The organism is Pseudomonas sp. GM49, from assembly GCF_000282355.1.
Lineage (GTDB): Bacteria > Pseudomonadota > Gammaproteobacteria > Pseudomonadales > Pseudomonadaceae > Aquipseudomonas.
On the sequence record NZ_AKJL01000063.1, the window covers coordinates 13,376 to 35,461 of the forward strand.

A 22,086-nucleotide genomic window follows, 5' to 3' on the forward strand; every position below is an offset into this window, starting at 1 on the left:
ATAGGGACTCAAGTGCTGCACATTATGTCTTGGACGGTCAGATCCTCGCAATCTAGGATCTGCTCAACGGTCATCACTGACCCCTGACTACTGACGAGGAATCATCCATGAGCTTGAAAGACAAACTGCCCGGCGCGCTGGGTTTCGGCACCGCACCGCTGGGCAACATGTTCCGCGCCATCCCGGAAGAAGAAGCACAGGCGACTGTCCATGCCGCCTGGGATGTCGGCGTGCGCTACTTCGATACCGCGCCGTTCTACGGTTCGGGTCTGTCGGAGATTCGCCTTGGCAGCGCACTGTCGCGCTACAAACGTGACGACTATGTGCTCAGCAGCAAGGTCGGCCGGGTGATCCTCGATGAAGTCGAAGACGCCGCTGCCCGTGACCTGGGCGAGAAGAGCGGAGTGTTCGAGCACGGCCGGCCGAACAGGATCGTCAACGACTACAGCGCCGATGCAACGATGCGTTCGATCGAGGACAGCCTCAAGCGCCTGCAAACCGATCGCCTGGACATCGTCTGGGTGCACGATATCGCCCAGGATTTCTACGGCGATCAGTGGCTGGAGTACTTCAACCAGGCCCGTACCGGTGCCTTCAAAGTGCTGACGCGTTTGCGCGAAGAGGGCGTGATCAAGGGCTGGGGCCTGGGAGTGAACAAGGTCGAGCCGTGCGAACTGACCCTTGATCTGAGCGAAGCGCAGCCGGACGGTTTTCTGCTGGCGGGTCGCTACACTCTTCTCGACCATGACCGCGCCTTGCAACGCTTGATGGACGCCGCCCAGGCGCAGAACGTCGAAATCGTGGTCGGCGGCCCGTACAGCTCGGGCATCCTCGCCGGTGGCGCACACTTCGAGTACCAGAAGGCCAGCCCGGCGATCATCAGCAAGGTCGAGCAGATCAAACGCATTGCGGCGGCCCACGGTGTCGACGTCAAAGCCGCTGCATTGCAATTCTCGTTGGCCAACCCGGCAGTGGCCGCGGTGATTCCGGGCTCCAGTCGCCCGGACCGGATCGCCGAAGATGTGGCCGCGTTGTCGGCGGTGATTCCCGCTGCATTCTGGCAGGCAATGCGTGAGGCGAAGCTGGTTTCCGAGCGCGCACCCTTGCCCCTCATTGGAGCTTGAACATGAAGATTGATTTGGGTGGAAAACTGGCAATCGTCAGCGGCAGCACCGCCGGCATTGGCCTGGGTATCAGCCAGGCGCTGGCCGAGGCGGGCGCCACGGTGGTGGTGATCGGCCGCGACACGGCCAAGGTCGAACAGGCGCTGGCGAGCATTCGCCAGCGCGTACCCGGCGCGCAATTGCGCGGCGTGACCGCCGACCTCGGTACCGCCGAAGGCGCCGAGACCCTGTTCGCAGCAGAACCTCGGGCAGACATCCTGGTGAACAACCTCGGGATCTTCAACACGGTGGATTTCTATGACGCCCCGGACAGTGAGTGGACGCGCTTCTACGAGGTCAACGTGATCTCCGGCGTGCGCCTGTCGCGGTACTACACGCCGGAGATGGTCAAGCAGGGCTGGGGCCGGGTGATTTTCCTGTCTTCGGAATCCGGCGTGGCGACACCGGCGGACATGATCAACTATGGCGTGACCAAAAGCGCCAACCTGGCCGTGTCCCATGGCCTGGCCAAGCGTCTGGCCGGCACCGGCGTGACGGTCAATGCGATCCTGCCCGGCCCGACCTTTACCGATGGCCTGGAGGACATGCTCAAGGACGCCACGGCCGAGTCCGGACGCAGCGCCCGGGACGAAGCCGATGCGTTCGTGCGCAAGGCCCGGCCGACGTCGATCATCCAGCGCGTGGCGGACGTCGAGGAGGTCGCCAATCTGGTGGCCTACATCGCTTCGCCGTTATCCTCGGCCACCACCGGCGCTGCCTTGCGAGTTGACGGCGGTGTCGTCGACAGTCTGGCCATCTGAACCTTATTGATTAGAGAGAACATTTCATGGCAACTGCATCAGCCTTCATCGATATCCCGGTTTCGGCCGAACAGGTCTGGCAATTGATTGGCGGTTTCAATTCGCTGCCGGACTGGCTGCCGTTCATTCCCAAGAGCGAGCTCAGCGAAGGCGGGCGCGTGCGCAGTCTGCAAACGGCTGACGGCGCGGTGGTGATCGAACGTCTGCAAGCGTTCGACAACGCGGCTCAAACCTACAGCTACTCGATTTTGCAGGCACCCTTTCCGGCGACTGATTATCTGGCGACGATCAAGGTCGAGGCGCAAGGCGAGGGCGCGCGGGTGACCTGGTCCGGGAGGTTCGAGCCGGTGGGTGTGAGCAACGAGGAAGTGGAGGCGTTGTTTAACGGCATCTATCAGGGTGGGCTTGAGGCACTGCGGGCCAATTACCCGGCCTGATTCACCCAGCGGAAAACACCACCAATCCCCTGTGGGAGCGAGCTTGCTCGCGATGACGGTGTATCAGGTAAAAATATATCGCCTGACACTCCGATATCGCGAGCAAGCTCGCTCCCACAGGGGGTGATCATTGTTTGTAAGAGTTTGTCAGGCCGGTGGAATCAAACTCTCCCGACAATCGAGCACCAGCCGCGCGCCACCCAGTTCGCTGCTGCCCACCTCCAGGGTAAACCCGTGCAGGCTGACAATCGCCGCGACGATGGACAGCCCCAGCCCGAAGCCGCTTTTTTGATTGCCCGCCTCGGCGCGATAGAAACGCTGGAACACCGCCTCACGTTCCGCCTCGGGAATGCCCGGGCCGGAGTCGAGCACTTCGATCCGTGTATGCCCGCCATCATTGATCCCGCGCAAGATCACCGCGCCACCGGGCGGAGTGAACTTGATCGAATTGCTCAACAGGTTGGCCACCGCTTCAAACAGCAGTGCCCGGTCGCCATTGAGGGGTGGCAATGACGCGGGCAGGTGCAGTTGAAAAACCAGGCCATCGTCTTCCGCCAGGGGCAGATAGAACTCGTGCAGTTCTTGCAGCAACGCCACCGGGTCCAATTGCACGAAACCGGAGCGGCGCTGGCGATCTTCCAGTTCGGAAATCCGCAGCAAGCCACGGAAACGCGCCATCAGGGTGTCGGCCTCGGCCAGCACCAGGTCCAGTTGCATGGCCTGCGGCGAGCCTTCGCCGGCTTGCTGCTGCATACGATAAAGCTGCGCGCGCAGACGGGTCAGGGGCGTGCGCAGGTCATGGGCGATGTTGTCGCACACACCCTTGACCTCGTTCATCAAACGCTCGATGCGCTCGAGCATGACGTTGACGATGGCGGCGAGCATGTCCAGTTCGTCACGCCGATTGGACAGTGGCAAGCGCCGGCTCAGGTCGCCAGCGACGATGGCTTCGGCACTGGCCTGAATCCCGCGAATGCGTCGCAACGGACGGCGTCGCAGCAAATACCAGCCGACGATGCCCGGCACAATGGTCAGGGTCACACCCCAGAACAAGGCGTGAAGGATGATCCGGGTCACGGCAAACAACGAACCGTTGTCGCGCACCAGCACCAGCCAGCGGCCGTCGAGGGTGCGGGTCGCCACGGCGTCGCAACTGTCGGCGGGCAGCGTCTGGTCGTCGCTGTCGTCAGAGGCATCGCAGTCGTTGAGCATGTGGATCTTGCCGTCGAGCGGCAAGCCGTCCGGAATGTAGCGCAGGGCGCCGTTGAGGTAACGGTGTTGGGCATCGAACAGGCCGTAGGCGTCAATGCCGCGGATGTCGAAGGTCATGCTGACGGCGAGGGCGTCCACCAGTTGCTCGCCGGAGAAGCGCGAAAACAGGTGCTGGCGTTGCATCAGCGAATGCTTGGCCAGGTTGTCCAGGTAAGTGGAAACCTCGTAGTACATGACGCCCATGAGAATCCCGCTCCAGATCACGAACAGCGAACTGTAGAGCGCGAGCAGGCGACTACTGGAAGAGCGCCAGCCTTTAGACGGGTTCGGCAATGACATAACCCGAGCCTCGCACGGTCCGAATCAGTGGGACATTGCCAGGCGGGTCGATCTTCTTGCGCAGACGGCCGATGTGGACGTCGATCAGGTTGGTGCCGGGGTCGAAGTGGTAACCCCAGACTTCTTCGAAAATCATCATCCGCGACAGGATTTGCCCGGTGTTGCGCATCAGAAATTCCAGCAACTTGTATTCAGTGGGCAACAGCGTCAGCAGTTGGCCGTCGCGGCTGGCTTCGTGGCTGATCAGGTTCAGCTCCAGATCCGCCACCCGCAGCGTGGTGGCCTGAGCGGTCACAGTGTTCTGCCGGCGCAGCAGGACTTCGACCCGGGCGGCCATTTCATCGGTGGCGAAGGGTTTGGTCAGGTAGTCATCGCCGCCGGCGCGCAAGCCGCGCACGCGCTCATCGACATCGGACAGTGCGCTGATCATCAGGATCGGCGTGGCCACGCCCATGGTCCGCAGCGTGGTGACGATCGCCAGGCCGTCGAGCCCGGGCAACATGCGGTCGAGGGTGATCAGGTCATAGTTGCCGCTGACCGCACGTTCCAGCCCTTCGCGACCATTGTCGACCCAGTCGACGTCGAGGCCGTGGTTACTCAGTTCGGCGACAATTTCCCGGGCGGTCACGGCGTCGTCTTCGATGGTCAAGATGCGGGTCATAAGGCTGGCCTGATAAGCAGTTCAATACGAAGTTGCGAACATTTTGCCAAGAATTGCCTGCGACTTAATAAATTAACTTTCATCTGGCCGGGGTCGCTGTTCGCAACATTGATATCATTGAGCCATAACTTCAATAGGGGGCTGCATTGTGCGTAATTCGATCCGCTGTGGCTGGCTGCCGATTTGTCTGTTGCTGTTCAGTGTTTTCAGTTCATCTGTCTGGGCTGGCAATACACCCTGCTCCGGCAAGAAGGGTGGAATCGATCGATGTGACGGCGAACTGTTCCTGTGTAATGACGGCTCCATCAGCGGGTCGAAAAAAAGTTGTTCAGCAATGTTTGGCGGTAAAAGCCAGGCGCGACCGCCAGCGTTTGTCCAGGACCCGCAGGGTTGCTCCTGTGGCACCGGTTCGTTTTGTACCGGGTCAAGAGGTGGCGTTTACTGCCTGACCCCCAGTGGCAATAAAAGCTATAAGCGCAAATAAACAATGCATATGTCGACTGACCCAGCGCCATCGTCGGAACGCCGCCCGGAGCAAGCTCGCTCCCACAGTGACCGCGTTTTCCTGTGGGAGCGAGCTTGCTCGCGATAGCGGTAGATCAGGCAAAAAGAATCTGTCAGTCAATCGGCGTACTGACAAACACCTCAAGCCCCTCGGCATACTTCGTGAACGCGGCAATCTGCGGAAACTGCGCCGCACTCACCTGGTCCGGCACCACCAGGTTGGTAAAGCTCCAGGCCACGGCCAGGGTAATGCCATCCTGTTCGATCGAACCGTCAGTCTTCAGCGGCTGCTTTTCCAGCTCGCGCTCCAGCGCCGAATAGGCCGCCACCAGCTGTCCTTCGACCCGCTGCACCCAAGGTTCGAATTGAATTTCCGCCGGCCGCAGGTTGCGCTCGTAGTAAAGCTGCACGGACTTTTCGCTGGCGGCCAACGCGAGGCCAATCAGGCGCAACGCGCGCAGGCGCTGACCCGGTTCGACGGGCATCAGGCTGTTATCGGCCAGGGTTTCCAGGTAGTCGATGATCAGCGTCGAGTCCATCAACACCTCTCCGTCATCCAGTACCAGGGTGGGCGCCTTGACTACCGGGTTGATCTGCCGGAATTGTTCGAAGTGGCGGAACACCGAGACCGATTGATGTTCCAGCGTAATTCCCAGGCATTTGGCGGAAATGGCAGCGCGTCTTACATAGGGCGAGTCCAGCATACCGATCAGCTTCATGGTCCTTTCCTTTATATGGCCATTTCGGGAGGGACAACCTTAGCTGAGGTTCGCCGCCCTGCAAATGAAGACGAAAAATGCCCGGTGCAAGCCGTTTGTCTTCTATATACAGCCGCTCGATTGAATTTCTTGCTATAAACGCACTCCGATTACCGCCCCAAAGCCTGCCGTAGAGCATTTTCAGGGCTTTGTCGGACAAATTCGCTGTCTTTTCGGTTGCTGAGGCCTCAAGTCGGCCGTAGACTGCCGCCCCTCGTAAATTGAGTGCCGGGTGGCGCTTGGAACAAACGGCGCCTTTCCGATGGCCTGCCCAGGTCTGCCGGAACGCTCCCTTATTCGCCTTAATGCACGTTTTTTTATAGAGATATCAATGACAAAGGACAAGTTGCTGGCCATGCCGGCGGATGACTACATGAATGCCGAGCAACATGCTTTTTTCTCCGAGCTGTTGCAGAACATGAAAGTCGAAACCCATGAGCGCATCGAGCAGAACCGCATCGCGATCGAAAGCCTGGACACCCCGGCCGATCCGGCAGACGCGGCTTCGGTCGAAGAAGAGCGCACCTGGCTGGTGAACGCGATCGATCGCGACCAGCGCATGCTGCCTCAGTTGGAACAAGCCCTTGAGCGCATCAAGGAAGACAGCTTCGGTTGGTGCGACGACAGCGGCGAGCCGATTGGGCTCAAGCGCCTGCTGATCAGCCCGACCACCAAGTACTGCATCGAAGCTCAGGAACGTCACGAGCAAATCGACAAGCACCAGCGTCAGGCCTGATTCTGCGAGGCAGCCCCTTTAATCCGGGCTGCCTTGAAAAGATCGCAGCCTGTGGCAGCTCCTGCACAATCGATGCAGGGCGCTGCCGCAGGCTGCGATCTTTGTTTTCTGCCGTCTTCGATTTCCCGGTTCTTCTATTGATCTGCTGCAACGTTCGCGACTAAAGGCTCATGGATAATGGCCTTATGGTGGCGTTTAATGCGAAGACAACAATTAGAAGCTTTCCGGGGTGACGATGATGACGAGAGACGGGTCTCTGGTTGCAGCAGTGCCTGCACCAGTGCTGTTGCCGAAAAACCGCTGGTTGACGCCGACGTTGCAAAGCATCGCCCTGATGCTGTTGTTAAGTGGCATGACGCTGGGCGACTGGTCGCTTTACCTTGCCTTGGCCCTGGCCGTATTGATTATCTGGCTGCCTCGCCTGCGTTCGCGCGCGACCCCTGAGGCCGCTTCCCCAGCCAACTCCGATGCCATTGGCGAATTGACTCGCAACCTTTCCTACACCACCAGCCATAACGCGCTGTCTGCCGCCGGTGTGGCGTTTTCGGTTCGGCAACTGGCGGACAAGTTGCAATCGCAGCTCACGGCGGCGGCACAGATCGTCAGTAACGCCGAGGTCATGATCACCACCGAACAGGCCACCTCGGCGCTCAGTCGCCAGGCGCTGAGTGCCGCCAGCGAGGCTCATCAAAGCGGAGCGGCGGGGCGTACGGAACTGATCGAGTCCATTGCGCGCATGCATCAGCTCAGCCAGCGCGCCAGCAACAGCCGTGAACTGATCGAAGCCTTGAGCCTGCGCAGCGATGATATCCAGCGAGTGACCCTGGTGATTCAGTCCATCGCCAGCCAGACCAACCTGTTGGCGTTGAACGCCGCCATTGAAGCGGCGCGGGCGGGGGAGCACGGTCGCGGGTTTGCAGTGGTGGCCGACGAGGTTCGTGGGCTCGCCGCACGTACGGCGACCGCCACGGGCGAAGTCGGCGAGATGGTGGCCGATATCCAGCAACGTACCGCGCAGGTGGTGGAGCAGATCCGCCAACTGTCCAGCGACCTGGACACAGGTGTCGAGCAGGTCGAACGGACGGGACAGCACCTGGAGAACATTGCCCGTCTGGCGGCCAGTGTCGAGTCCCAGGTCGGAGAAATCGCCCAAGGGGCAGACACCAATCGCGAACAGCTCGACAGCCTGTTTCACGCCATCGAACAGATGCGCAGCGACCTGGCGGTCAGCGACCAGCAAACTCAGCGTCTGGCCCATGCGGCGGTGCAAATGGAAGGGCAAGCCGAAACCATCAGCGAGCGTCTTGCCGAGGTGGGGCTGGATGACTATCACCAGCGGATCTATGACCTGGCCCGGGAAGGCGCAAGCCAGATTGCTGCGCGTTTCGAGGCGGATATCGATGCCGGTCGAATCAGTCTCGACGATCTGTTCGACCGTAATTACCAGGCCATCCCCCATACCAGCCCGGCCAAGTACCAGACGCGTTTCGACCGCTACACCGATCAGGTTTTGCCAACGATCCAGGAGCCGTTGTTGCCGCGTCACGAAGGATTGGTGTTCGCCATCGCCTGCACCCAGCAGGGTTATGTGCCGACCCACAACAGTGTATTCAGTCAGCCGCTGACGGGCGACGCGCAGGTCGATGCCATGCAGAACCGGACCAAGCGCAAGTTTGCTGATCGCACCGGGGTCCGCTGTGGCAGCCATCAGAAGGCCGTGCTGCTGCAAACCTATACACGCGACACCGGCGAGTTGATGCACGATCTCTCGGTGCCGATCATGCTCAAGGGCCGGCATTGGGGCGGTTTGCGCCTGGGCTACAAACCGGAAAAGCCGCGCTAGAAAACCCGGGTTGCCGGGCGATTGTTACAGATCCTGCAACTGACCTGTACAGGGTTTTGCTGTTTCCTCACCGGCAACCTAATTAACATAGCTATTAATTAGGTTGCTAATGAAGTTCGGGGGGCAGCATGCAAGGCAAAGTTGATGTCGCGGTCATGATCGGCAGCGGAGTACCTGCCAACCTGCGCTCCATGGGACGCAAGGTTTGCTGGGTGGTGCTGCTCAATGGCGAGCGCCGGGGCACGGCGTTCTCCAGTCGCGATGAAGCGGAGGAATGCAAGGCTGCCTGGTTGGCGCAATTGAGCACCGAAAGACCTGGCAGCCTGCATTGAGGTTGTCAGTGCGTCTGGTGCATGCGCAGGTTCAGATCGTCGACCACCCGCGACCAGTCAGCGTCTTCGCGCAATTGTTCTTTGAGGAAGCCGGCCTGTTGCGGTGACCAGAACTCGGCGTCGATGAGTTTCTTGTCGTCAGGCAGGAAATGGCCGGCAATGAAGTCGTCGATCGCTTTCTGGCTGGAGTCCAGGCCGAGCTGGTCGAACAGGCCTTTCAAGTCGTGGGTCGGTGATTCCATCTTCATCTCCTTGCAGGTCATCAGTCGGGTCGAGGGGCGAGGCGCGGCACCCTGGTTTCGAGGGCTCCGCACAGGTGGAGTTCGATCGCGATGTTCAAACGCAACAGTGAGCATAGACCGTCAATCGGACATTCAGGCTTTCAGTGCCCCGGCATCAACCGCCGCCTTCAGTTCCATGGCCGATTCCTGGGCCGCCAGGGCGGCGACATCCGGGGTCTTGAACCAGCGATCCTTTTCGACCTGGTGATAGGTCACGGTCTTTAGCGGTGGTTTGGCACGCATGACAATCACGGCCTGGAATTCACCGTCGATTTCTCTGGCTTCGCCCCGGATAAAAAACTCGCCGATATCAAATTCCGTCACGTTGCAGACTTCCCCTGGAAATACATTGTTGTTGTCAACGCAACCCGATTTTTTGCGGATCCGTTTTATTGGGCGGCAGTATGGCAGTAGTTGCCCGTCGACGGCTGAGATAAGTCGGCGGGCAGACGAAACGTCGATGGCGATGAGCGCGGCGGGCATGTCAACAATGTGATTCAAGAAACCGGGCGAGGGCACACGCTTCGTTATGATCAGCTCGGAAACCTCTTACGCAGCCTGTCGAATTATCCTTGATGTGAAAGAAGGCAATGCCCGCCATCACCACTTGAAATCGCGGGCGGGCCGGGACAACGGGAAGCGGTTCATGGTGGCGGGACCGTATCGGGTGCGGGATTGGCGCTGTTTCTGAGTCAGGCACCAGGGGATAAGCAAAGTGAGTCAGCGTGCACATATGAAGTCCTTTTCATTGTTTACCGACGTATGTACGTCGTTTTGGCTAGTCTCCAAGAGCATCGCTGCTCTAGAATCACCCTCACTGGTGGGTGAGTGATGTTTATCTAAAGCAATTTTTTGCGGACGATATGTAGGAAAAGATTTTTTCTTGATGAGATTTTTCCCCGAAGTTGATAGTCCATAATTTTCTGGCAGCAGGAAGGGGGTTTTCCTTCAGCCTGTGACGAACGCCAGGCAAGACGATGCGAGTGACGTTCCAGTAGTCTTCTCAAGCTTCGTGATGAATGAGTGCACTGCTCATTCAGGACTTCAATCCGGGTTCTTTGGCTACACCTTCGGCATTGCCGCTTTTTTGGCTGTGCGTTTATTTTTCGCGCACGGCGCCATTTTTCAGATGTGGGGATGTTTCCTTGGCAGTAAGTAATCTCGATATGCATGCCTTGTTCGTGCTGGGTGATTTGCGCGCAAAGCTGGTCAAACAGTTTCAGTCACGTTTCGTTTACATCACCGAACAGAACGCTGAAGGCATTTACATTGCCGAAATCGACACCGAATCAGCCCTGGTGGTGGACGACAAGCCCGGACTCAAACTCAAGGTCGGCGATCATTTCAGCGCGTCCGTGCTGCCCAGTCGCGAAGGCGGCAAGCTGGACATCAAGTTCCGCGACATCAAGCTGACGGTTTACGGAATTGGCGATTACGCCTTCGTGACCACGGCCGACGGCCAGGGGATCGTGTTCAAGGAGGGTCACAGCGTGATGATGGTGTTTGCCGCCCATCAACAGCTGCAGGAAGGCCTGACCAAGACCCTGAAAGCCGTGACCGCCAAAGCGGCCAAGTGGCGCAAGGGCGAGTTGGTGACCTTCAAGGCCAGCGAGTGATGACCCTGACCCGCGCCGATTTCCACGAACAGAACCAGGCCAGCGCTCAAGACGAGGCGCGGCGGCTGTTCGGGCAGAAGACCATTCTGCAGGGAGCCTGGCTGAATTGGGTGGCGTCACAGCTTTACCAACTGCAACCGGCGGCATACGCCAGCATGGTCAGACGAGAGCTGATGCGTTTGCAGGAAACCTGCGAAAACTGATCCACGCACCTCGAAAGCAGAAACCTCTACTACAGTCAGTGGACTGAGTATTCAGAGGCTTTGCGGCCTGCTGCCAGGCCATCCTGCTATTGCTGTGAACAGCACGAGGTGCAAAAGCATGAACGGAATTCGACAGTTGCTGGCTGCTGTCCTGGCCACTTTCGGTTTGCTGGCGACACCCGCCCCGGTGTTTGCCGCCCAGACACCGATCCACTTCGCCGACCTGAACTGGGAAAGCGGCAGCCTGATCACCGATGTCTTGCGCATCATTGTCGAGAAGGGCTACGGGTTGCCGACCGATACCTTGCCGGGCACCACCATCACCCTGGAAACCGCGCTGGCCAACAATGACATTCAGGTCATTGGCGAAGAGTGGGCCGGACGCAGCCCGGTCTGGGTCAAGGCGGAGGCCGAAGGCAAAGTCGTCAGCCTTGGCGACACGGTCAAGGGTGCGACCGAAGGCTGGTGGGTGCCGGAATATGTGATCAAAGGCGACCCGGCCAAGGGCATCAAGCCGCTGGCGCCGGACCTGCGCAGTGTCAGCGACCTGCCGCGCTATAAAGACGTGTTCAAGGACCCGGAAGCCCCGACCAAGGGACGCTTCCTCAATAGCCCCATCGGTTGGACCTCGGAAGTGGTCAACAAACAGAAGCTCAAGGCGTATGGGCTGGACGACAGTTACGTGAACTTCCGCAGCGGTTCGGGCGCGGCACTGGATGCGGAGATCAGCTCGTCTATTCATCGTGGCAAGCCAGTGCTGTTTTACTACTGGTCGCCCACGCCGTTGCTCGGCCGCTTCAAGCTGATTCAACTCGAAGAACCGCCGTTCGACGCCGAAGCCTGGAAGACCTTGACCGACGCCGACAACCCCAATCCACAGCCGACCCGTTCCCTGGCCTCCAAGCTGTCGATCGGTGTCTCCACACCGTTCCAGAAGCAATATCCGCAGATTGCCGAGTTCTTTGCCAAGGTCGACTTTCCGATCGGTCCGCTGAACAAGGCGCTGGCCGAGATGAGCGAGAAACATACACCGCCGCGCCAGGCGGCGCAGGCGTTCATGAAGGCTCATCCGGACGTCTGGCGGGCGTGGCTGCCCAAGGACGTGGCGGATAAAGTCTCCGCCGCCCTGTAGGCGCTGCCGCAGGTCGGGATCTTTTGATCTTTGTCATGAAAAAGCAAAATCAAGACATCGCAGCCTGCGGTAGCTCCTACAATGTTCGGTTCATATCCCTTTCAAGGATCTCTGAACCATGACCCTGTTGTTGGCTCAGTCGCTGGTGACGATCTTCACCGTGATCAGTCTGGTGCATGTGTATTGGGCGTTGGGTGGCGAGTGGGCGGCGGTGGCGGCGGTCCCGCAAGTACCGCAGGAGGGCAGTGCGCAACTGAGGCCGGCGTTCACGCCGCGAGGCTGGATCACGCTGGTGGTGGCCGGACTGTTGCTGTTGATTGCCATGCTGGTGTGCTTGCGGGTGGGTTGGTGCCTGCCACCCTTGCATCACCGGTCGTTGCAGTGGGTGATCAGCACGATCGCGATTTTGCTGTTTGCCCGGGCCATTGGCGATTCGGAGCTGGTGGGTTTTTTCAAAGAGGTCAAAGGCTCGAAATTTGCCCGGCTGGACACCTGGGTCTACTCGCCGTTGTGTGTGGTGTTGGGTGCAGGGTTGTTGGCGGTGGCCTGGATTTGATTGATCGACATTTCTGTAGTGACAGTACTGGCCTCTTCGCGGGCAAGCCCGCTCCCACAGGTTTTGTGTGCGCCACAAATCCACTGTGGGAGCGGGCTTGCCCGCGAAGAGGCCGGTCCAGTCACTGCAAAACTTTGGCTTAGCTGCCACTCTCACTCCGCCGGCTGCTCACCTCAGCCGGCACATCATCCCCGGCCATGCGTTTACGGAACAACGCCGCCCGGGCCAGCAGCAAAGTGGTCACGGGCACGGTAATCGCCAGCAGGATCGGAATCAGCCAGGCGTGCAAGACCGGCGCGGACTTGAGCGCCGAAAAGTAAATGATCGAAGCCAGCGCCACGCACCAGGCCCCGAGCGTCGAGGCCAGGGCCGGTGGGTGCATGCGCTGGAAGTAGTCCTGCATGCGCAGCAGGCCCGTGGCGCCGATCAATGCAAACAGACTGCCGAGTACCAGCAGGATCGCCACCGGGATTTCCACCCACAACGACAATGGCGTATTCATTCGATCACCTCACCACGCAGCAGGAATTTCGCCAGGGCGAACGAGCCGACGAAACCGAACAGCGCTATCAGCAGCGCCGCCTCGAAGTACGTATCACTGGCATAACGAATACCCAGCGCCAGCATCATCAGCATCGCGACGATGTACAGGTAGTCCAGCGCCAGGACCCGATCCTGGGCCGACGGCCCCTTGAACAGGCGGATCAGGGTCAGGATCATCGCCAGGGAAAAGAAGAACAGGCTCAGCAGGATCGCGTTCGACAGCAACGGGCTCATTCGAAGATCTCCATCAACGGACGTTCGTAGGTTGCCTTGAAGTGCTGAATGAACAGCGCTTCGTCGTCCAGGTCGAAGACGTGCAACAGCAGAATGCTGCGGTCCAGCGCCAATTCCGACCAGACCGTACCGGGCACCACCGTGGTGATCATCGACAGCGCGGCCAGGCCGTTGGCGTCACGCAAGTCCAGCGGCACCTTGATGAATTGCGAACGGGGCGGGCGGCGACCGGCATTGAGCACGCCCCAGGCCACGGCGAGGTTGGACACCAGCACATCACGCCCGACCAGCAGGACCAGGCGCAGGATCACCCCGGGACGACGGATGCGTACTGGCAGCGGACGCAGCTTGCGCATCATCAATGGCGCACAGAACCCCAGCGCTGCACCCAGCAGCAGATTGCCGGGGCTGATCGACAGGTTCAGCAGCAACCACAGCAGCCACAAGGCCAGCGACAGCAACGGTGCCGGAAACAGGCGCTTCATGGTTGCACCTCCAGCGTGGTCGCATGGGCCGGCGGGTTCGGTACGACGCGCGTATCGAGCACCGCCATCACGTATTGCTGCGGGTTGTACAAGGCATCGGCGGCGGCCTGGGTGTAGCGCAGCAGCGGATCTGCCTTGAAGGTCAGCGCAATACTCAGGCCCAGCAGTGCGAAGATCGGCACGCATTCCAAGCGTCGCAACAGGGGCGATGGCCGTTCCGCTGGCGTCCAGAAGCGCTGGATGCCCAGGCGCGAGAAGGCGATCAGCGACGCCAGCCCGGACACAATCAACAACACCAACAGGCCCCACGCAGCGTTGGAAATCGGCTCGTCGCCGCTGTTGCCCAGGCCCAGCGGATTGAGCAGGGCACCGATCAACCCGAGTTTGCCGATAAAGCCGGAGAGCGGCGGCATGCCGATGATCAGCAAGGCGCAGGCGATGAAGCTCAGGCCAAGAAACGCCATGGTCCAGGGAATCACCTGGCCGACCACGGCTTTTTGTTCGTCGTCGAGGTTGATGCCTTTGGGCGGATGCAGGGATTCCAGTGGCCGGGGCAGCAGTTCGGCTTCATCTTCGAGCAGGACTTCATTGGCCGAACGCGAGCGCTCGATCAGTTCGGCCAGCAGGAACAGCGCGCTCAACGCCAGGGTCGAGCTGAACAGATAGAACAGCGCCGCGCCGGCCAGGTTCGGCTGGGCGAAACCGATGCTCGACAACAGAATGCCTGCCGACACCAGAATGCTAAGGCTGGCCATGCGCTCCAGGCGTTGTGCGGCGAGGATCGCAATGGCTGCGCAGACAATGGTCGCCATACCGCCATAGATCAGCCACTCACCGCCAAAGAACGCAGATGCCCCGGCCTGGGCGGAAAACAGCAGCGTCCACAGGCGCAGCAAGGTGTAGACGCCGACCTTGGTCATGATTGCGAACATCGCCGCCACCGGCGCGCTGGCCGCGGAATAGGCCGGCACCAGCCAGAAGTTCAGTGGCCACATCCCGGCCTTGGCCAGAAACGCGACGGCCAGAATCCCTGCGCCGGCGTGTAGCAAGCCGCGGTCAGCTTCGGATACCAGCGGGATTTTTACCGCCAGGTCGGCCATGTTCAGCGTGCCGGTAACCCCATAGATCAGCGCCGCGCCAATCAGGAACAGCGACGAGGCCAACAGGTTGATCGAGATGTAATGCAGCCCCGACGACACCCGCGCCCGGCCCGAGCCGTGGAGCATCAACCCGTAGGATGCGGCCAGCAGCACCTCGAAGAACACGAACAGGTTGAACAGGTCAGCGGTGAGGAACGCGCCGTAAAGGCCCATCAACTGGATCTGGAACAGCGCGTGGAAACTCGAACCTGCGCTGTCCCAGCGGGCCATGGCGAACAGCAGGGCACTGACGCCGATGATGCCGGTCAGCACCAGCATCAGCGCCGACAGGCGATCGACCACCAGCACCAGGCCGAACGGCACTTGCCAGTTGCTCGGCAGGTACACGCCGATGGAACCGGGCACGCCGGTAGTTTGTGTCCATTGCAACAACGCCACGGCGATGCCCAGCCCGAGCAAGCTGGAGAGCAGATTGATCTTTGCCTTGAGCGGCCGGTGCTTCTCGCCAAGCATCAGCATGATCGCGGCCGTCAGCAGCGGCAGCAGAATGGGCGCGACGATCAGGTGAGACATCGCCATCATTCCTTAGGCTCCCGGCCATCCACATGGTCGGTGCCGGTCAGGCCCCGGGAGGCCAGCAGCACCACCAGAAACAGCGCGGTCATGGCGAAGCTGATGACGATCGCTGTCAGCACCAGCGCTTGTGGCAACGGGTCGGTGTAGTGCAGCAGATCCTGCGGCACGCCGTCCTTGATGATCGGTTCCTTGCCGATAAACAGGCTGCCCATGCTGAAGATGAACAGATTGACGCCGTAGGACAGCAGGCACAGGCCCATGACCACCTGGAACGTCCGTGGGCGCAGGATCAGCCAGACGCCGGACGCGGCCAGTACGCCGATGGCGATTGCGATGACTTCTTCCATCAGACGGCTCCTTTGGCGGCAACGGATTTAGGCTGGGCAGCGGTTTTGTGGCCCCGCACCGACTGGTGAGCGAGGGCGGTGAGGATCAACAGGGTCGAGCCGACCACCACGCCGTACACGCCGATGTCGAAGAACAGCGCGCTGGCCAGGTGAATGTCACCCAGCAGCGGCAACGAGAAATGCCAGGTGTGGGTGGTCAGGAACGGATAGCCGACCAGCATCGCACCCAGCCCGGTGGCCGTGGCAAACAGCAGTCCGGTGCCCATCCAGCGCAGCGGCCGCAGGCTCATTTGCGCCTCGACCCACTGCGTGCCGGCGACCATGTATTGCAGGATGAACGCCACCGACATCACCAGCCCCGCGACAAAACCGCCGCCCGGTTGGTTGTGCCCACGCATGAACAGGTAGAACGACACCACCAGCGCCACCGGCAACAGCAGGCGCACCAGCACCGCCGGTACCATCATGAAGCCGAGCGCGGTGTCGCTGGCGTGACGCGGGTTGACCAGGTCGGTGACCACGTCCGGCGCGAGCAAGCGTTGCTGGGCCGGCAGTTGCAGGCTTTCTTTCGGCGGACGGAAGCGGCGCAGCAGGGCGAACACGGTCAGGGCCACGGCCACCAGCACGGTGATTTCACCGAGGGTGTCGAAACCACGGAAGTCCACCAGCATCACGTTGACCACGTTGCTGCCACCGCCTTCGGGCAAGGCGCGACTCAGGTAGAACGAGGAAATATCGTTGGGTGTCTGGCGCGTCAGCATGGCGTAGGCCAGCAAAGCCATGCCGATACCGACCGAGGTCGACAGCAGCAAGTCACGGATACGCCGCACCCGCGCCCGGCGCAGGCTGCCCGGCAACGGCGAGACTTCTTCGATCCGCCGTGGCAGCCAGCGCAGGCCCAGCAGGATCAACACCGTGGTCACCACCTCGACCGCCAGTTGCGTCAGGGCCAGGTCCGGCGCGGAAAACCAGACGAAGGTGACGCAGGTCATCAGACCGCAGACGCTGACCATGGTCAGTGCCGCGAGACGGTGGTACTTGGCCTGATACGCCGCGCCAAGGGCACAGGCGATGGCCAGCAACCACAAGGTGACGAACACGATCGACCCCGGGATTTTCGGCCGGTCACCCCAGTGAAGGCTGCTGTGCAACATGGGAATCAACCCGGCCAGCACGGCGGCGAGCACCACCAGGAACAATTGCATTTGCAGGCGCCTGGTACCCATCCGGGGCTCCAGGCGACGGGCCAGGCGCATCATCATGATCAGGCCACGCTCGAACAGGCGCTTGCCGTCGAAACGACCAATGACTGGCGGGCAGTGGAAGCGTCCACGCTTGAATTGGTTGCGCAGCAGCAAGTAGAGCAGGGTGCCGCAAGAGAGGGCGATCAGGCTCATGATCATCGGCGCGTTCAGGCCGTGCCAGATGGCCAGGCTGTATTCGGGCAGCGTGCCGCCGACCACCGGTTGTGCCGCGGCAGCGAGCAGCGGGCCGACCACCTGCGCCGGGAATATCCCCACCAGCAGACAAGTGAACACCAGCAACTCGACCGGCGCGCGCATCCAGCGCGGTGGCTCGTGGGGCGTGTGGGGCAAGTCGGTCGCCGGCGGACCGAAGAACACATCCACGGTGAAACGCAGGGAGTAAGCCACGCTGAAGGTACCGGCAATGGTTGCCACGATCGGCAAGCTCAGCTCGACCCAGCGCGTGGCATTGATGAACACGGTTTCGGCGAAGAACATCTCTTTGGAGAGGAAGCCGTTGAGCAACGGCACGCCGGCCATCGAGGCGCTGGCGACCATGGCCAGGGTGGCGGTGAACGGCATCAGCTTGTACAGGCCACTGAGCTTGCGGATATCGCGGGTGCCACTTTCGTGGTCGATGATTCCCGCGGCCATGAACAATGAGGCCTTGAACGTTGCATGGTTGAGGATGTGGAACACCGCGGCGACGGCGGCCAGCGGGCTGTTCAAGCCGAGCAGCAGGGTAATCAGGCCGAGGTGGCTGATAGTCGAGTAGGCCAGCAACCCCTTGAGGTCGTTCTGGAACATCGCGCAGTACGCCCCGAGCAACAGGGTGCAGGCACCGGCGCCGCTGACGATGTAGAACCATTCTTCACTGCCCGAGAGCGATGGCCATAGCCGCGCGAGCAGAAATACCCCGGCCTTGACCATGGTCGCCGAGTGCAGGTACGCCGACACGGGGGTCGGCGCGGCCATGGCGTGGGGCAGCCAGAAGTGAAAGGGAAATTGTGCACTTTTGCTCAGTGCCCCGATCAGGATCAGGGGCAACAGGATCGGGTAGAGGGCATGGGCGCGAATCAGGTCGCCGGCGGCCAGGACCTTGTCCAGGTCATAGCTGCCGACCACATGGCCGAGCAGCATGACCCCCGCCAGCAGGCACAATCCGCCCGCACCGGTCACCATCAGCGCCATGTGGGCACCACGCCGGGCATCGGCGCGATGGTGCCAGTAGCCAATCAACAGGAACGAAAAGAGGCTGGTCAGCTCCCAGAAAAACACGATCTGGATCAGGTTGCCGGAGATCACCAGGCCAAGCATGGCGCCCATGAAGGCCAGGAAAAACGCGAAGAAACGCGGCACCGGATCGTTCGGCGACATGTAGTAGCGTGCGTACAGCGAAACCAGGGTGCCAATGCCCAGCACCAGCATGGAGAACAGCCAGGCGAAACCGTCCATGCGCAGGACGAAGTTCAAGCCCAGGCTGGGCAACCAGGAAAACTCTTCGCGAATGACGCCGCCATGGGCGATCTGCGGGTACAGGAGCGCGACCTGAAGGGTGCCGATCAGGGCGATCAGGCCAGCCAGCAGGGATTCGGCGTTACGTGCATTGTGCGGCAACACGGCCGCCAAACAGCTGCCTATGAAAGGCAGAAGCAGTAGAACTATCAGGGACATAGGCTTCTAATCTGCGGAAGTTTGTGAAGCATCATACGTGCCAGCTCCCGGATCACCAAACGCCAAGCTGTCGCAGAATCCTACACGGTAGATGGAAAAGTCCTGTTTATCCTTGTTTCAGAGGGTTGGGTTTAACCTCTCGGACGCCATCGCGGGCAAGCCCGCTCCCACAGAGTTTGTGGATGTACACAAAACGGTGTGCACACCGCAAAACCCTGTGGGAGCGGGCTTGCCCGCGAAAGCAATCGATCATGCACCGCTGAATTAGCGGTTCAACCCTGTGTTTCCCGCTCCAGCTCTTCTTCTACCGCAGCCGCCTTACCCTTGGTCTTCAGCTCACTGACAATCACCGCCGCTACAATCAACCCGGCCCCGACCAGGGCAATCGCCGGCAGGCGTTCCCCGGCGATGCGCCCGACAATCCCGGCCCAAACCGGCTCGCCGGCGTAGATCAGCGTGGCGCGGGTCGGTGAAACGCTTTTTTGTGCCCAGTTCATCGCCACCTGAATCGCCGCACTCGCCGCCCCAAGGCCCAACGCGCTGCACAGCAGCAACCACGAGAAGTCCGGTATCGCCTCATTGGTCGGCACCACCATCAGGAACGACAGCACCGAAGTGACCGCCAGTTGCACCGCCGTCACCCGGCGCACATCGACCTGGCCGGCATAGGTGCTGATCAAAATGATCTCGGCCGCAATGGCCACGGCGCTGATCAAGGTGGCGATTTCACCGGGGCTGAAGTTGAACGACGCACCGGACGGCCCGGACAACAGCATCAACCCGGTAAAGGCCAGCATGATGCCGATGCTCGGCATCAACCCCGGACGCCGCCCCAGCACCAGCCATTGCAGCAACGGCACAAAAGGGACGTACAGCGCGGTAATAAAGGCCGATTGGCTGCTGGGAATGCTCTGCAGCCCGACTGTCTGCAAGCCATAGCCGAGCATGATCGCCACGCCGATAAACGACCCGGCCTTGAGTTCGAACAGGGTCAGGTCGCGCAGGTGACGCCAGGAAAACAGGGCGACGATGCTCGCGGCGGCGGCAAAGCGCAGGCCGACGAAAAACATCGGGCCGCTGACGGTCATCGCATGCTGTACCAGCAGGAAGGTTCCGCCCCAGACCATCGTGATCAGCACCAGCACGCATTCGGCCTTGCTGAGCCTTGTAAAACGGGAGGAAGCCTTTGGGGAGTTCACCGACGTCATGACCTTGCACGCTACTGGAGGGGGACGCACAATGCGCCGAATGTTGCGCAGTATACTGCCCAACCCAACCCAGTGAGCAATATAGTGCACAAAGATTCTACCCAACGGGCTTCGGTGCTCCAGCACGTCAGTCAAAATGTTCGTCGTTTGCGTCATGCCGCCGACCTGAGCCAGACCGCGCTGGCCGAAAAGTCCGGTGTCAGCCGCCGAATGCTGGTGGCGATCGAGGCGGGGGAAAAGAACGTCAGCCTGACCACCCTCGACCGGGTGGCCGAAGCCCTCGACGTCGCCTTCAGTGATTTGATCCAGGCGCCCGACGCCCGCGATCCCAGCCGTATCAATGAGCTGGCCTGGACCGGCACCATTCCCGGCAGTAAAGCGGTGTTGCTCTCCAAGGCCCACGCCAGCCGCGAAGTCGAGCAGTGGGAATGGTGCCTGCAACCGGGCGAGGTGTATCCGTCGGAGCCGGACGCCGATGGCTGGAGCGAGCAGATTTATGTCTTCGAAGGTTGTCTGACCGTTATGCTCGGCGACCAGCCACAGAATATAGCAGCGGGTGAATTCTTCATGTTCGCCAGCAACCAGCCGCACTGTTATCGCAACGACGGGACGGTGGCGGCGCGGTTTGTGCGTAACGTGGTGATCTGAACAGGGAGAACACGATGGACCAGGCCTTGACCCATGACGCTGACATCCTGATTGTCGGTGGTGGCCTCAGTGGCACGATGCTGGCGGCGCAATTGATGCGCCTGCCGGGCAAGCGCAAGGTGCTGGTGATTGAGCCCCGCGCCGAACTCGGCCGGGGCGAGGCCTATAGCGCAGTGGAGTTGGGGCATACGCTCAACGGCAACGCGGCGCGGATGAGTGTCGATCCCGACAACGCCGACGACCTGACCCAATGGCTCACCGACTACATTGCCAGCGGCGGCTGGCCGGAGTCGGACCAGCAGCATGTGCCGATCAGCGAATTGTTTCCGCCTCGGGGGATATTCGGTCTGTACGCGCAGCAGCGTCTGGCAGAAGCGCAAGCAGTGGGGGCCTTGAACGGTTCGACCGTCGAACATGTGCGGGCCGAAGTGGTGGATTTGCAAACCGGCACGGATAACGTGCGGCTGACACTGAGCGATGGCCAATGCCTGCAAGGGGCGTTCGCGGTTCTGGCCACGGGTATGTTCCCCGCCGCGCGCACGCCACAAACCCGGTCCAGCGGCTTGAACGCTGCGGCCCTCGATCCGTGGGACGTGGCAGCCATGCAGCGTCTCGATCCGCTATCGACGGTCATGATCATCGGCTCGGGCCTGACCATGGTCGACGCCGTGGTGTCCCTGGAACAGGCCGGGCATCGTGGTCCGATCGAAGTGTTTTCCCGCCATGGGCTGCTGCCCCATGTGCGTCGCCAGCCACCGGCCTGGGTGGATTTTCTCGCGCAGGATCAGAGCATCCGCACACCCCGCCAGTTGATGCGCGAACTGCGTCGACACTGCCGGGACGCGATCGCCCAGGGCATCGACTGGCAGGCGCCGCTGGACACGGTGCGGGCACATATCGGCCGCTTGTGGCATCAGGCGACGGACGTGCAGCGTCGGCAGTTCGTGCGGCATGTGCGGCCGTGGTGGGAAAGCCATCACCACCGTTCGCCACCCTTGAGTGCCGAACTGGTGGAGCGGCTATATAAAGAAGGGCGGTTACGTATTCACGCGGCCTTGTTCAAGGGCCTTGAGCCTTCGCTCAATGGCGAGGTGAGTATCCGCCTTCGACGGCGTGGCGAGGCGCAGACCTGTGTGGTCAGCGGTGCCGCCCTGATCAACTCCAGCGGTATCGAATACGACTGGCGCCGTGTCGCGCGGCCGCTGCCCCGGCAATTGCTCGCCCGAGGCCTGGTGCGGCCGGGGTCGTTGGCCTTGGGCATCGCGGCGGAGGTCGATGGCGCGGTCCTGAACGCCGAGGGTCAGCCCGCCAGCCGTCTGTTTGCCATGGGGCCGCCGTTGCGCGGCATGTGGTGGGAAAGTACGGCCGTCACCGATGTGGCGAGCCAGGCCAAGGCGTTGGCCGAGCGGCTGGTGCGCTAAGTACATATCCGTTTTTTGGGTAACGGCGGCTGATGGTTTCGCCCTTACGGCGACTCACTTTTTTTACAAGCG

General features: G+C 60.9%; 26 protein-coding genes. 13 read left to right on the forward strand and 13 right to left on the reverse strand.

What is annotated here, in order from left to right:
* Positions 1-107: 107 nt before the first annotated feature.
* Genes PMI29_RS23400 through PMI29_RS23390 form a run of 3 tightly spaced genes read left to right on the forward strand, consistent with a single transcriptional unit; the run spans position 108 to position 2,361 of the window.
* A complete protein-coding gene (locus PMI29_RS23400) occupies positions 108-1,124 on the forward strand; it encodes an aldo/keto reductase (RefSeq protein WP_007995202.1) in 1,017 nt (338 codons plus the stop codon).
* 2 nt (positions 1,125-1,126) lie between these two features.
* On the forward strand, positions 1,127-1,924 hold the full coding sequence (locus PMI29_RS23395; RefSeq protein WP_007995203.1) for an SDR family NAD(P)-dependent oxidoreductase: 798 nt from the start codon (positions 1,127-1,129) through the stop codon (positions 1,922-1,924).
* Between the two features lie 26 nt (positions 1,925-1,950).
* Positions 1,951-2,361 (forward strand): SRPBCC family protein, encoded by a 411-nt coding sequence (locus PMI29_RS23390; RefSeq protein WP_007995205.1) that lies wholly within the window; start codon positions 1,951-1,953, stop codon positions 2,359-2,361.
* Between the two features lie 147 nt (positions 2,362-2,508).
* Here the strand turns inward: PMI29_RS23390 and PMI29_RS23385 are convergent, their stop codons facing one another.
* Together PMI29_RS23385 and PMI29_RS23380 are read right to left on the reverse strand one after the other, a co-directional pair.
* Entirely contained in the window at positions 2,509-3,912 is a 1,404-nt protein-coding gene (locus tag PMI29_RS23385) for a sensor histidine kinase (RefSeq protein ID WP_007995207.1), read from the reverse strand.
* Positions 3,890-4,573, reverse strand: coding sequence for a response regulator transcription factor (locus PMI29_RS23380; RefSeq protein ID WP_007995209.1), 684 nt, complete (start codon positions 4,571-4,573; stop codon positions 3,890-3,892). Before PMI29_RS23380 ends, PMI29_RS23385 begins: the two co-directional genes overlap by 23 nt.
* Positions 4,574-4,721: 148 nt before the next feature.
* Between PMI29_RS23380 and PMI29_RS32480 the strand changes: the two genes are divergently transcribed.
* Positions 4,722-5,057: a hypothetical protein gene (locus PMI29_RS32480; RefSeq protein WP_081501634.1), complete on the forward strand. Its 336-nt coding sequence runs from the start codon at positions 4,722-4,724 to the stop codon at positions 5,055-5,057.
* Positions 5,058-5,190: 133 nt separating this feature from the next.
* Here the strand turns inward: PMI29_RS32480 and PMI29_RS23375 are convergent, their stop codons facing one another.
* Complete coding sequence (locus PMI29_RS23375; protein WP_007995212.1) at positions 5,191-5,796, reverse strand: glutathione S-transferase; 606 nt, start codon at positions 5,794-5,796, stop codon at positions 5,191-5,193.
* Between the two features lie 370 nt (positions 5,797-6,166).
* On the opposite strand from PMI29_RS23375, the gene PMI29_RS23370 reads away from it, so the two are divergent.
* From PMI29_RS23370 to PMI29_RS23360, 3 genes are all read left to right on the forward strand, one after another.
* Complete coding sequence (locus PMI29_RS23370; protein ID WP_007935965.1) at positions 6,167-6,571, forward strand: TraR/DksA family transcriptional regulator; 405 nt, start codon at positions 6,167-6,169, stop codon at positions 6,569-6,571.
* 619 nt (positions 6,572-7,190) lie between these two features.
* Positions 7,191-8,414 (forward strand): methyl-accepting chemotaxis protein, encoded by a 1,224-nt coding sequence (locus PMI29_RS23365; protein ID WP_443216424.1) that lies wholly within the window; start codon positions 7,191-7,193, stop codon positions 8,412-8,414.
* 128 nt (positions 8,415-8,542) lie between these two features.
* On the forward strand, positions 8,543-8,746 hold the full coding sequence (locus PMI29_RS23360; protein ID WP_007995215.1) for a hypothetical protein: 204 nt from the start codon (positions 8,543-8,545) through the stop codon (positions 8,744-8,746).
* 5 nt (positions 8,747-8,751) lie between these two features.
* On the opposite strand, the gene PMI29_RS23355 is transcribed toward PMI29_RS23360, so the two are convergent.
* The 3 genes from PMI29_RS23355 to PMI29_RS32485 all read right to left on the reverse strand — a co-directional run bounded on the left by PMI29_RS23355 (position 8,752) and on the right by PMI29_RS32485 (position 9,760).
* Positions 8,752-8,988, reverse strand: coding sequence for a DUF2789 domain-containing protein (locus PMI29_RS23355; RefSeq protein ID WP_007995217.1), 237 nt, complete (start codon positions 8,986-8,988; stop codon positions 8,752-8,754).
* Between the two features lie 132 nt (positions 8,989-9,120).
* Entirely contained in the window at positions 9,121-9,351 is a 231-nt protein-coding gene (locus PMI29_RS23350; RefSeq protein WP_007995218.1) for a hypothetical protein, read from the reverse strand.
* A 160-nt stretch (positions 9,352-9,511) separates the two neighbouring features.
* Positions 9,512-9,760 (reverse strand): hypothetical protein, encoded by a 249-nt coding sequence (locus tag PMI29_RS32485; protein ID WP_081501635.1) that lies wholly within the window; start codon positions 9,758-9,760, stop codon positions 9,512-9,514.
* A 433-nt stretch (positions 9,761-10,193) separates the two neighbouring features.
* Between PMI29_RS32485 and PMI29_RS23345 the strand changes: the two genes are divergently transcribed.
* The 4 genes from PMI29_RS23345 to PMI29_RS23330 all read left to right on the forward strand — a co-directional run bounded on the left by PMI29_RS23345 (position 10,194) and on the right by PMI29_RS23330 (position 12,534).
* Positions 10,194-10,643, forward strand: a complete 450-nt coding sequence (locus PMI29_RS23345) for a hypothetical protein (RefSeq protein WP_033052093.1) — start codon at positions 10,194-10,196, stop codon at positions 10,641-10,643.
* Positions 10,643-10,846, forward strand: a complete 204-nt coding sequence (locus tag PMI29_RS23340) for a hypothetical protein (protein ID WP_007995222.1) — start codon at positions 10,643-10,645, stop codon at positions 10,844-10,846. Before PMI29_RS23345 ends, PMI29_RS23340 begins: the two co-directional genes overlap by 1 nt.
* Positions 10,847-10,964: 118 nt before the next feature.
* Positions 10,965-11,978, forward strand: coding sequence for an ABC transporter substrate-binding protein (locus PMI29_RS23335; RefSeq protein ID WP_007995224.1), 1,014 nt, complete (start codon positions 10,965-10,967; stop codon positions 11,976-11,978).
* A 118-nt stretch (positions 11,979-12,096) separates the two neighbouring features.
* On the forward strand, positions 12,097-12,534 hold the full coding sequence (locus tag PMI29_RS23330) for a DUF3995 domain-containing protein (RefSeq protein ID WP_007995225.1): 438 nt from the start codon (positions 12,097-12,099) through the stop codon (positions 12,532-12,534).
* A 139-nt stretch (positions 12,535-12,673) separates the two neighbouring features.
* On the opposite strand, the gene PMI29_RS23325 is transcribed toward PMI29_RS23330, so the two are convergent.
* The 7 genes from PMI29_RS23325 to PMI29_RS23295 form a co-directional block, all read right to left on the reverse strand.
* Positions 12,674-13,036: a Na+/H+ antiporter subunit G gene (locus PMI29_RS23325; protein WP_007995227.1), complete on the reverse strand. Its 363-nt coding sequence runs from the start codon at positions 13,034-13,036 to the stop codon at positions 12,674-12,676.
* Complete coding sequence (locus PMI29_RS23320; protein ID WP_007986253.1) at positions 13,033-13,311, reverse strand: K+/H+ antiporter subunit F; 279 nt, start codon at positions 13,309-13,311, stop codon at positions 13,033-13,035. Before PMI29_RS23320 ends, PMI29_RS23325 begins: the two co-directional genes overlap by 4 nt.
* The gene (locus PMI29_RS23315; RefSeq protein WP_007995229.1) at positions 13,308-13,796 is read right to left on the reverse strand and encodes a Na+/H+ antiporter subunit E; all 489 of its coding nucleotides are present in this window, start codon (positions 13,794-13,796) and stop codon (positions 13,308-13,310) included. The genes PMI29_RS23320 and PMI29_RS23315 overlap by 4 nt, the downstream gene beginning before the upstream one ends.
* Positions 13,793-15,478: a monovalent cation/H+ antiporter subunit D gene (locus tag PMI29_RS23310; RefSeq protein WP_007995230.1), complete on the reverse strand. Its 1,686-nt coding sequence runs from the start codon at positions 15,476-15,478 to the stop codon at positions 13,793-13,795. The genes PMI29_RS23315 and PMI29_RS23310 overlap by 4 nt, the downstream gene beginning before the upstream one ends.
* Entirely contained in the window at positions 15,475-15,819 is a 345-nt protein-coding gene (locus tag PMI29_RS23305; protein ID WP_007986256.1) for a Na+/H+ antiporter subunit C, read from the reverse strand. The genes PMI29_RS23310 and PMI29_RS23305 overlap by 4 nt, the downstream gene beginning before the upstream one ends.
* Complete coding sequence (locus PMI29_RS23300; RefSeq protein WP_007995232.1) at positions 15,819-18,737, reverse strand: monovalent cation/H+ antiporter subunit A; 2,919 nt, start codon at positions 18,735-18,737, stop codon at positions 15,819-15,821. Before PMI29_RS23300 ends, PMI29_RS23305 begins: the two co-directional genes overlap by 1 nt.
* A 272-nt stretch (positions 18,738-19,009) precedes the next feature.
* Entirely contained in the window at positions 19,010-20,035 is a 1,026-nt protein-coding gene (locus PMI29_RS23295) for a DMT family transporter (RefSeq protein ID WP_081501636.1), read from the reverse strand.
* Here PMI29_RS23295 and PMI29_RS23290 point away from each other — a divergent pair.
* Positions 20,030-20,593: a helix-turn-helix domain-containing protein gene (locus tag PMI29_RS23290; RefSeq protein ID WP_007995236.1), complete on the forward strand. Its 564-nt coding sequence runs from the start codon at positions 20,030-20,032 to the stop codon at positions 20,591-20,593. The genes PMI29_RS23295 and PMI29_RS23290 overlap by 6 nt on opposite strands.
* 14 nt (positions 20,594-20,607) lie before the next feature.
* The gene (locus tag PMI29_RS23285; protein WP_007995237.1) at positions 20,608-22,014 is read left to right on the forward strand and encodes an FAD/NAD(P)-binding protein; all 1,407 of its coding nucleotides are present in this window, start codon (positions 20,608-20,610) and stop codon (positions 22,012-22,014) included.
* Positions 22,015-22,086: the final 72 nt, after the last annotated feature.

What these genes read in the sequence shown, in the direction of transcription:
- PMI29_RS23400 (WP_007995202.1), top strand. Translation starts at nt 108, where the DNA reads ATGAGCTTGAAAGACAAACTGCCCGGCGCGCTGGGTTTCGGCACCGCA.
- PMI29_RS23395 (WP_007995203.1), top strand. Translation starts at nt 1,127, where the DNA reads ATGAAGATTGATTTGGGTGGAAAACTGGCAATCGTCAGCGGCAGCACC.
- PMI29_RS23390 (WP_007995205.1), top strand. Translation starts at nt 1,951, where the DNA reads ATGGCAACTGCATCAGCCTTCATCGATATCCCGGTTTCGGCCGAACAG.
- PMI29_RS23385 (WP_007995207.1), bottom strand. Translation starts at nt 3,912, where the DNA reads ATGTCATTGCCGAACCCGTCTAAAGGCTGGCGCTCTTCCAGTAGTCGC.
- PMI29_RS23380 (WP_007995209.1), bottom strand. Translation starts at nt 4,573, where the DNA reads ATGACCCGCATCTTGACCATCGAAGACGACGCCGTGACCGCCCGGGAA.
- PMI29_RS23375 (WP_007995212.1), bottom strand. Translation starts at nt 5,796, where the DNA reads ATGAAGCTGATCGGTATGCTGGACTCGCCCTATGTAAGACGCGCTGCC.
- PMI29_RS23370 (WP_007935965.1), top strand. Translation starts at nt 6,167, where the DNA reads ATGACAAAGGACAAGTTGCTGGCCATGCCGGCGGATGACTACATGAAT.
- PMI29_RS23365 (WP_443216424.1), top strand. Translation starts at nt 7,191, where the DNA reads ATGATCACCACCGAACAGGCCACCTCGGCGCTCAGTCGCCAGGCGCTG.
- PMI29_RS23360 (WP_007995215.1), top strand. Translation starts at nt 8,543, where the DNA reads ATGCAAGGCAAAGTTGATGTCGCGGTCATGATCGGCAGCGGAGTACCT.
- PMI29_RS23355 (WP_007995217.1), bottom strand. Translation starts at nt 8,988, where the DNA reads ATGGAATCACCGACCCACGACTTGAAAGGCCTGTTCGACCAGCTCGGC.
- PMI29_RS32485 (WP_081501635.1), bottom strand. Translation starts at nt 9,760, where the DNA reads ATGTGCACGCTGACTCACTTTGCTTATCCCCTGGTGCCTGACTCAGAA.
- PMI29_RS23345 (WP_033052093.1), top strand. Translation starts at nt 10,194, where the DNA reads ATGCATGCCTTGTTCGTGCTGGGTGATTTGCGCGCAAAGCTGGTCAAA.
- PMI29_RS23340 (WP_007995222.1), top strand. Translation starts at nt 10,643, where the DNA reads ATGACCCTGACCCGCGCCGATTTCCACGAACAGAACCAGGCCAGCGCT.
- PMI29_RS23335 (WP_007995224.1), top strand. Translation starts at nt 10,965, where the DNA reads ATGAACGGAATTCGACAGTTGCTGGCTGCTGTCCTGGCCACTTTCGGT.
- PMI29_RS23330 (WP_007995225.1), top strand. Translation starts at nt 12,097, where the DNA reads ATGACCCTGTTGTTGGCTCAGTCGCTGGTGACGATCTTCACCGTGATC.
- PMI29_RS23325 (WP_007995227.1), bottom strand. Translation starts at nt 13,036, where the DNA reads ATGAATACGCCATTGTCGTTGTGGGTGGAAATCCCGGTGGCGATCCTG.
- PMI29_RS23320 (WP_007986253.1), bottom strand. Translation starts at nt 13,311, where the DNA reads ATGAGCCCGTTGCTGTCGAACGCGATCCTGCTGAGCCTGTTCTTCTTT.
- PMI29_RS23315 (WP_007995229.1), bottom strand. Translation starts at nt 13,796, where the DNA reads ATGAAGCGCCTGTTTCCGGCACCGTTGCTGTCGCTGGCCTTGTGGCTG.
- PMI29_RS23310 (WP_007995230.1), bottom strand. Translation starts at nt 15,478, where the DNA reads ATGATGGCGATGTCTCACCTGATCGTCGCGCCCATTCTGCTGCCGCTG.
- PMI29_RS23305 (WP_007986256.1), bottom strand. Translation starts at nt 15,819, where the DNA reads ATGGAAGAAGTCATCGCAATCGCCATCGGCGTACTGGCCGCGTCCGGC.
- PMI29_RS23300 (WP_007995232.1), bottom strand. Translation starts at nt 18,737, where the DNA reads ATGTCCCTGATAGTTCTACTGCTTCTGCCTTTCATAGGCAGCTGTTTG.
- PMI29_RS23285 (WP_007995237.1), top strand. Translation starts at nt 20,608, where the DNA reads ATGGACCAGGCCTTGACCCATGACGCTGACATCCTGATTGTCGGTGGT.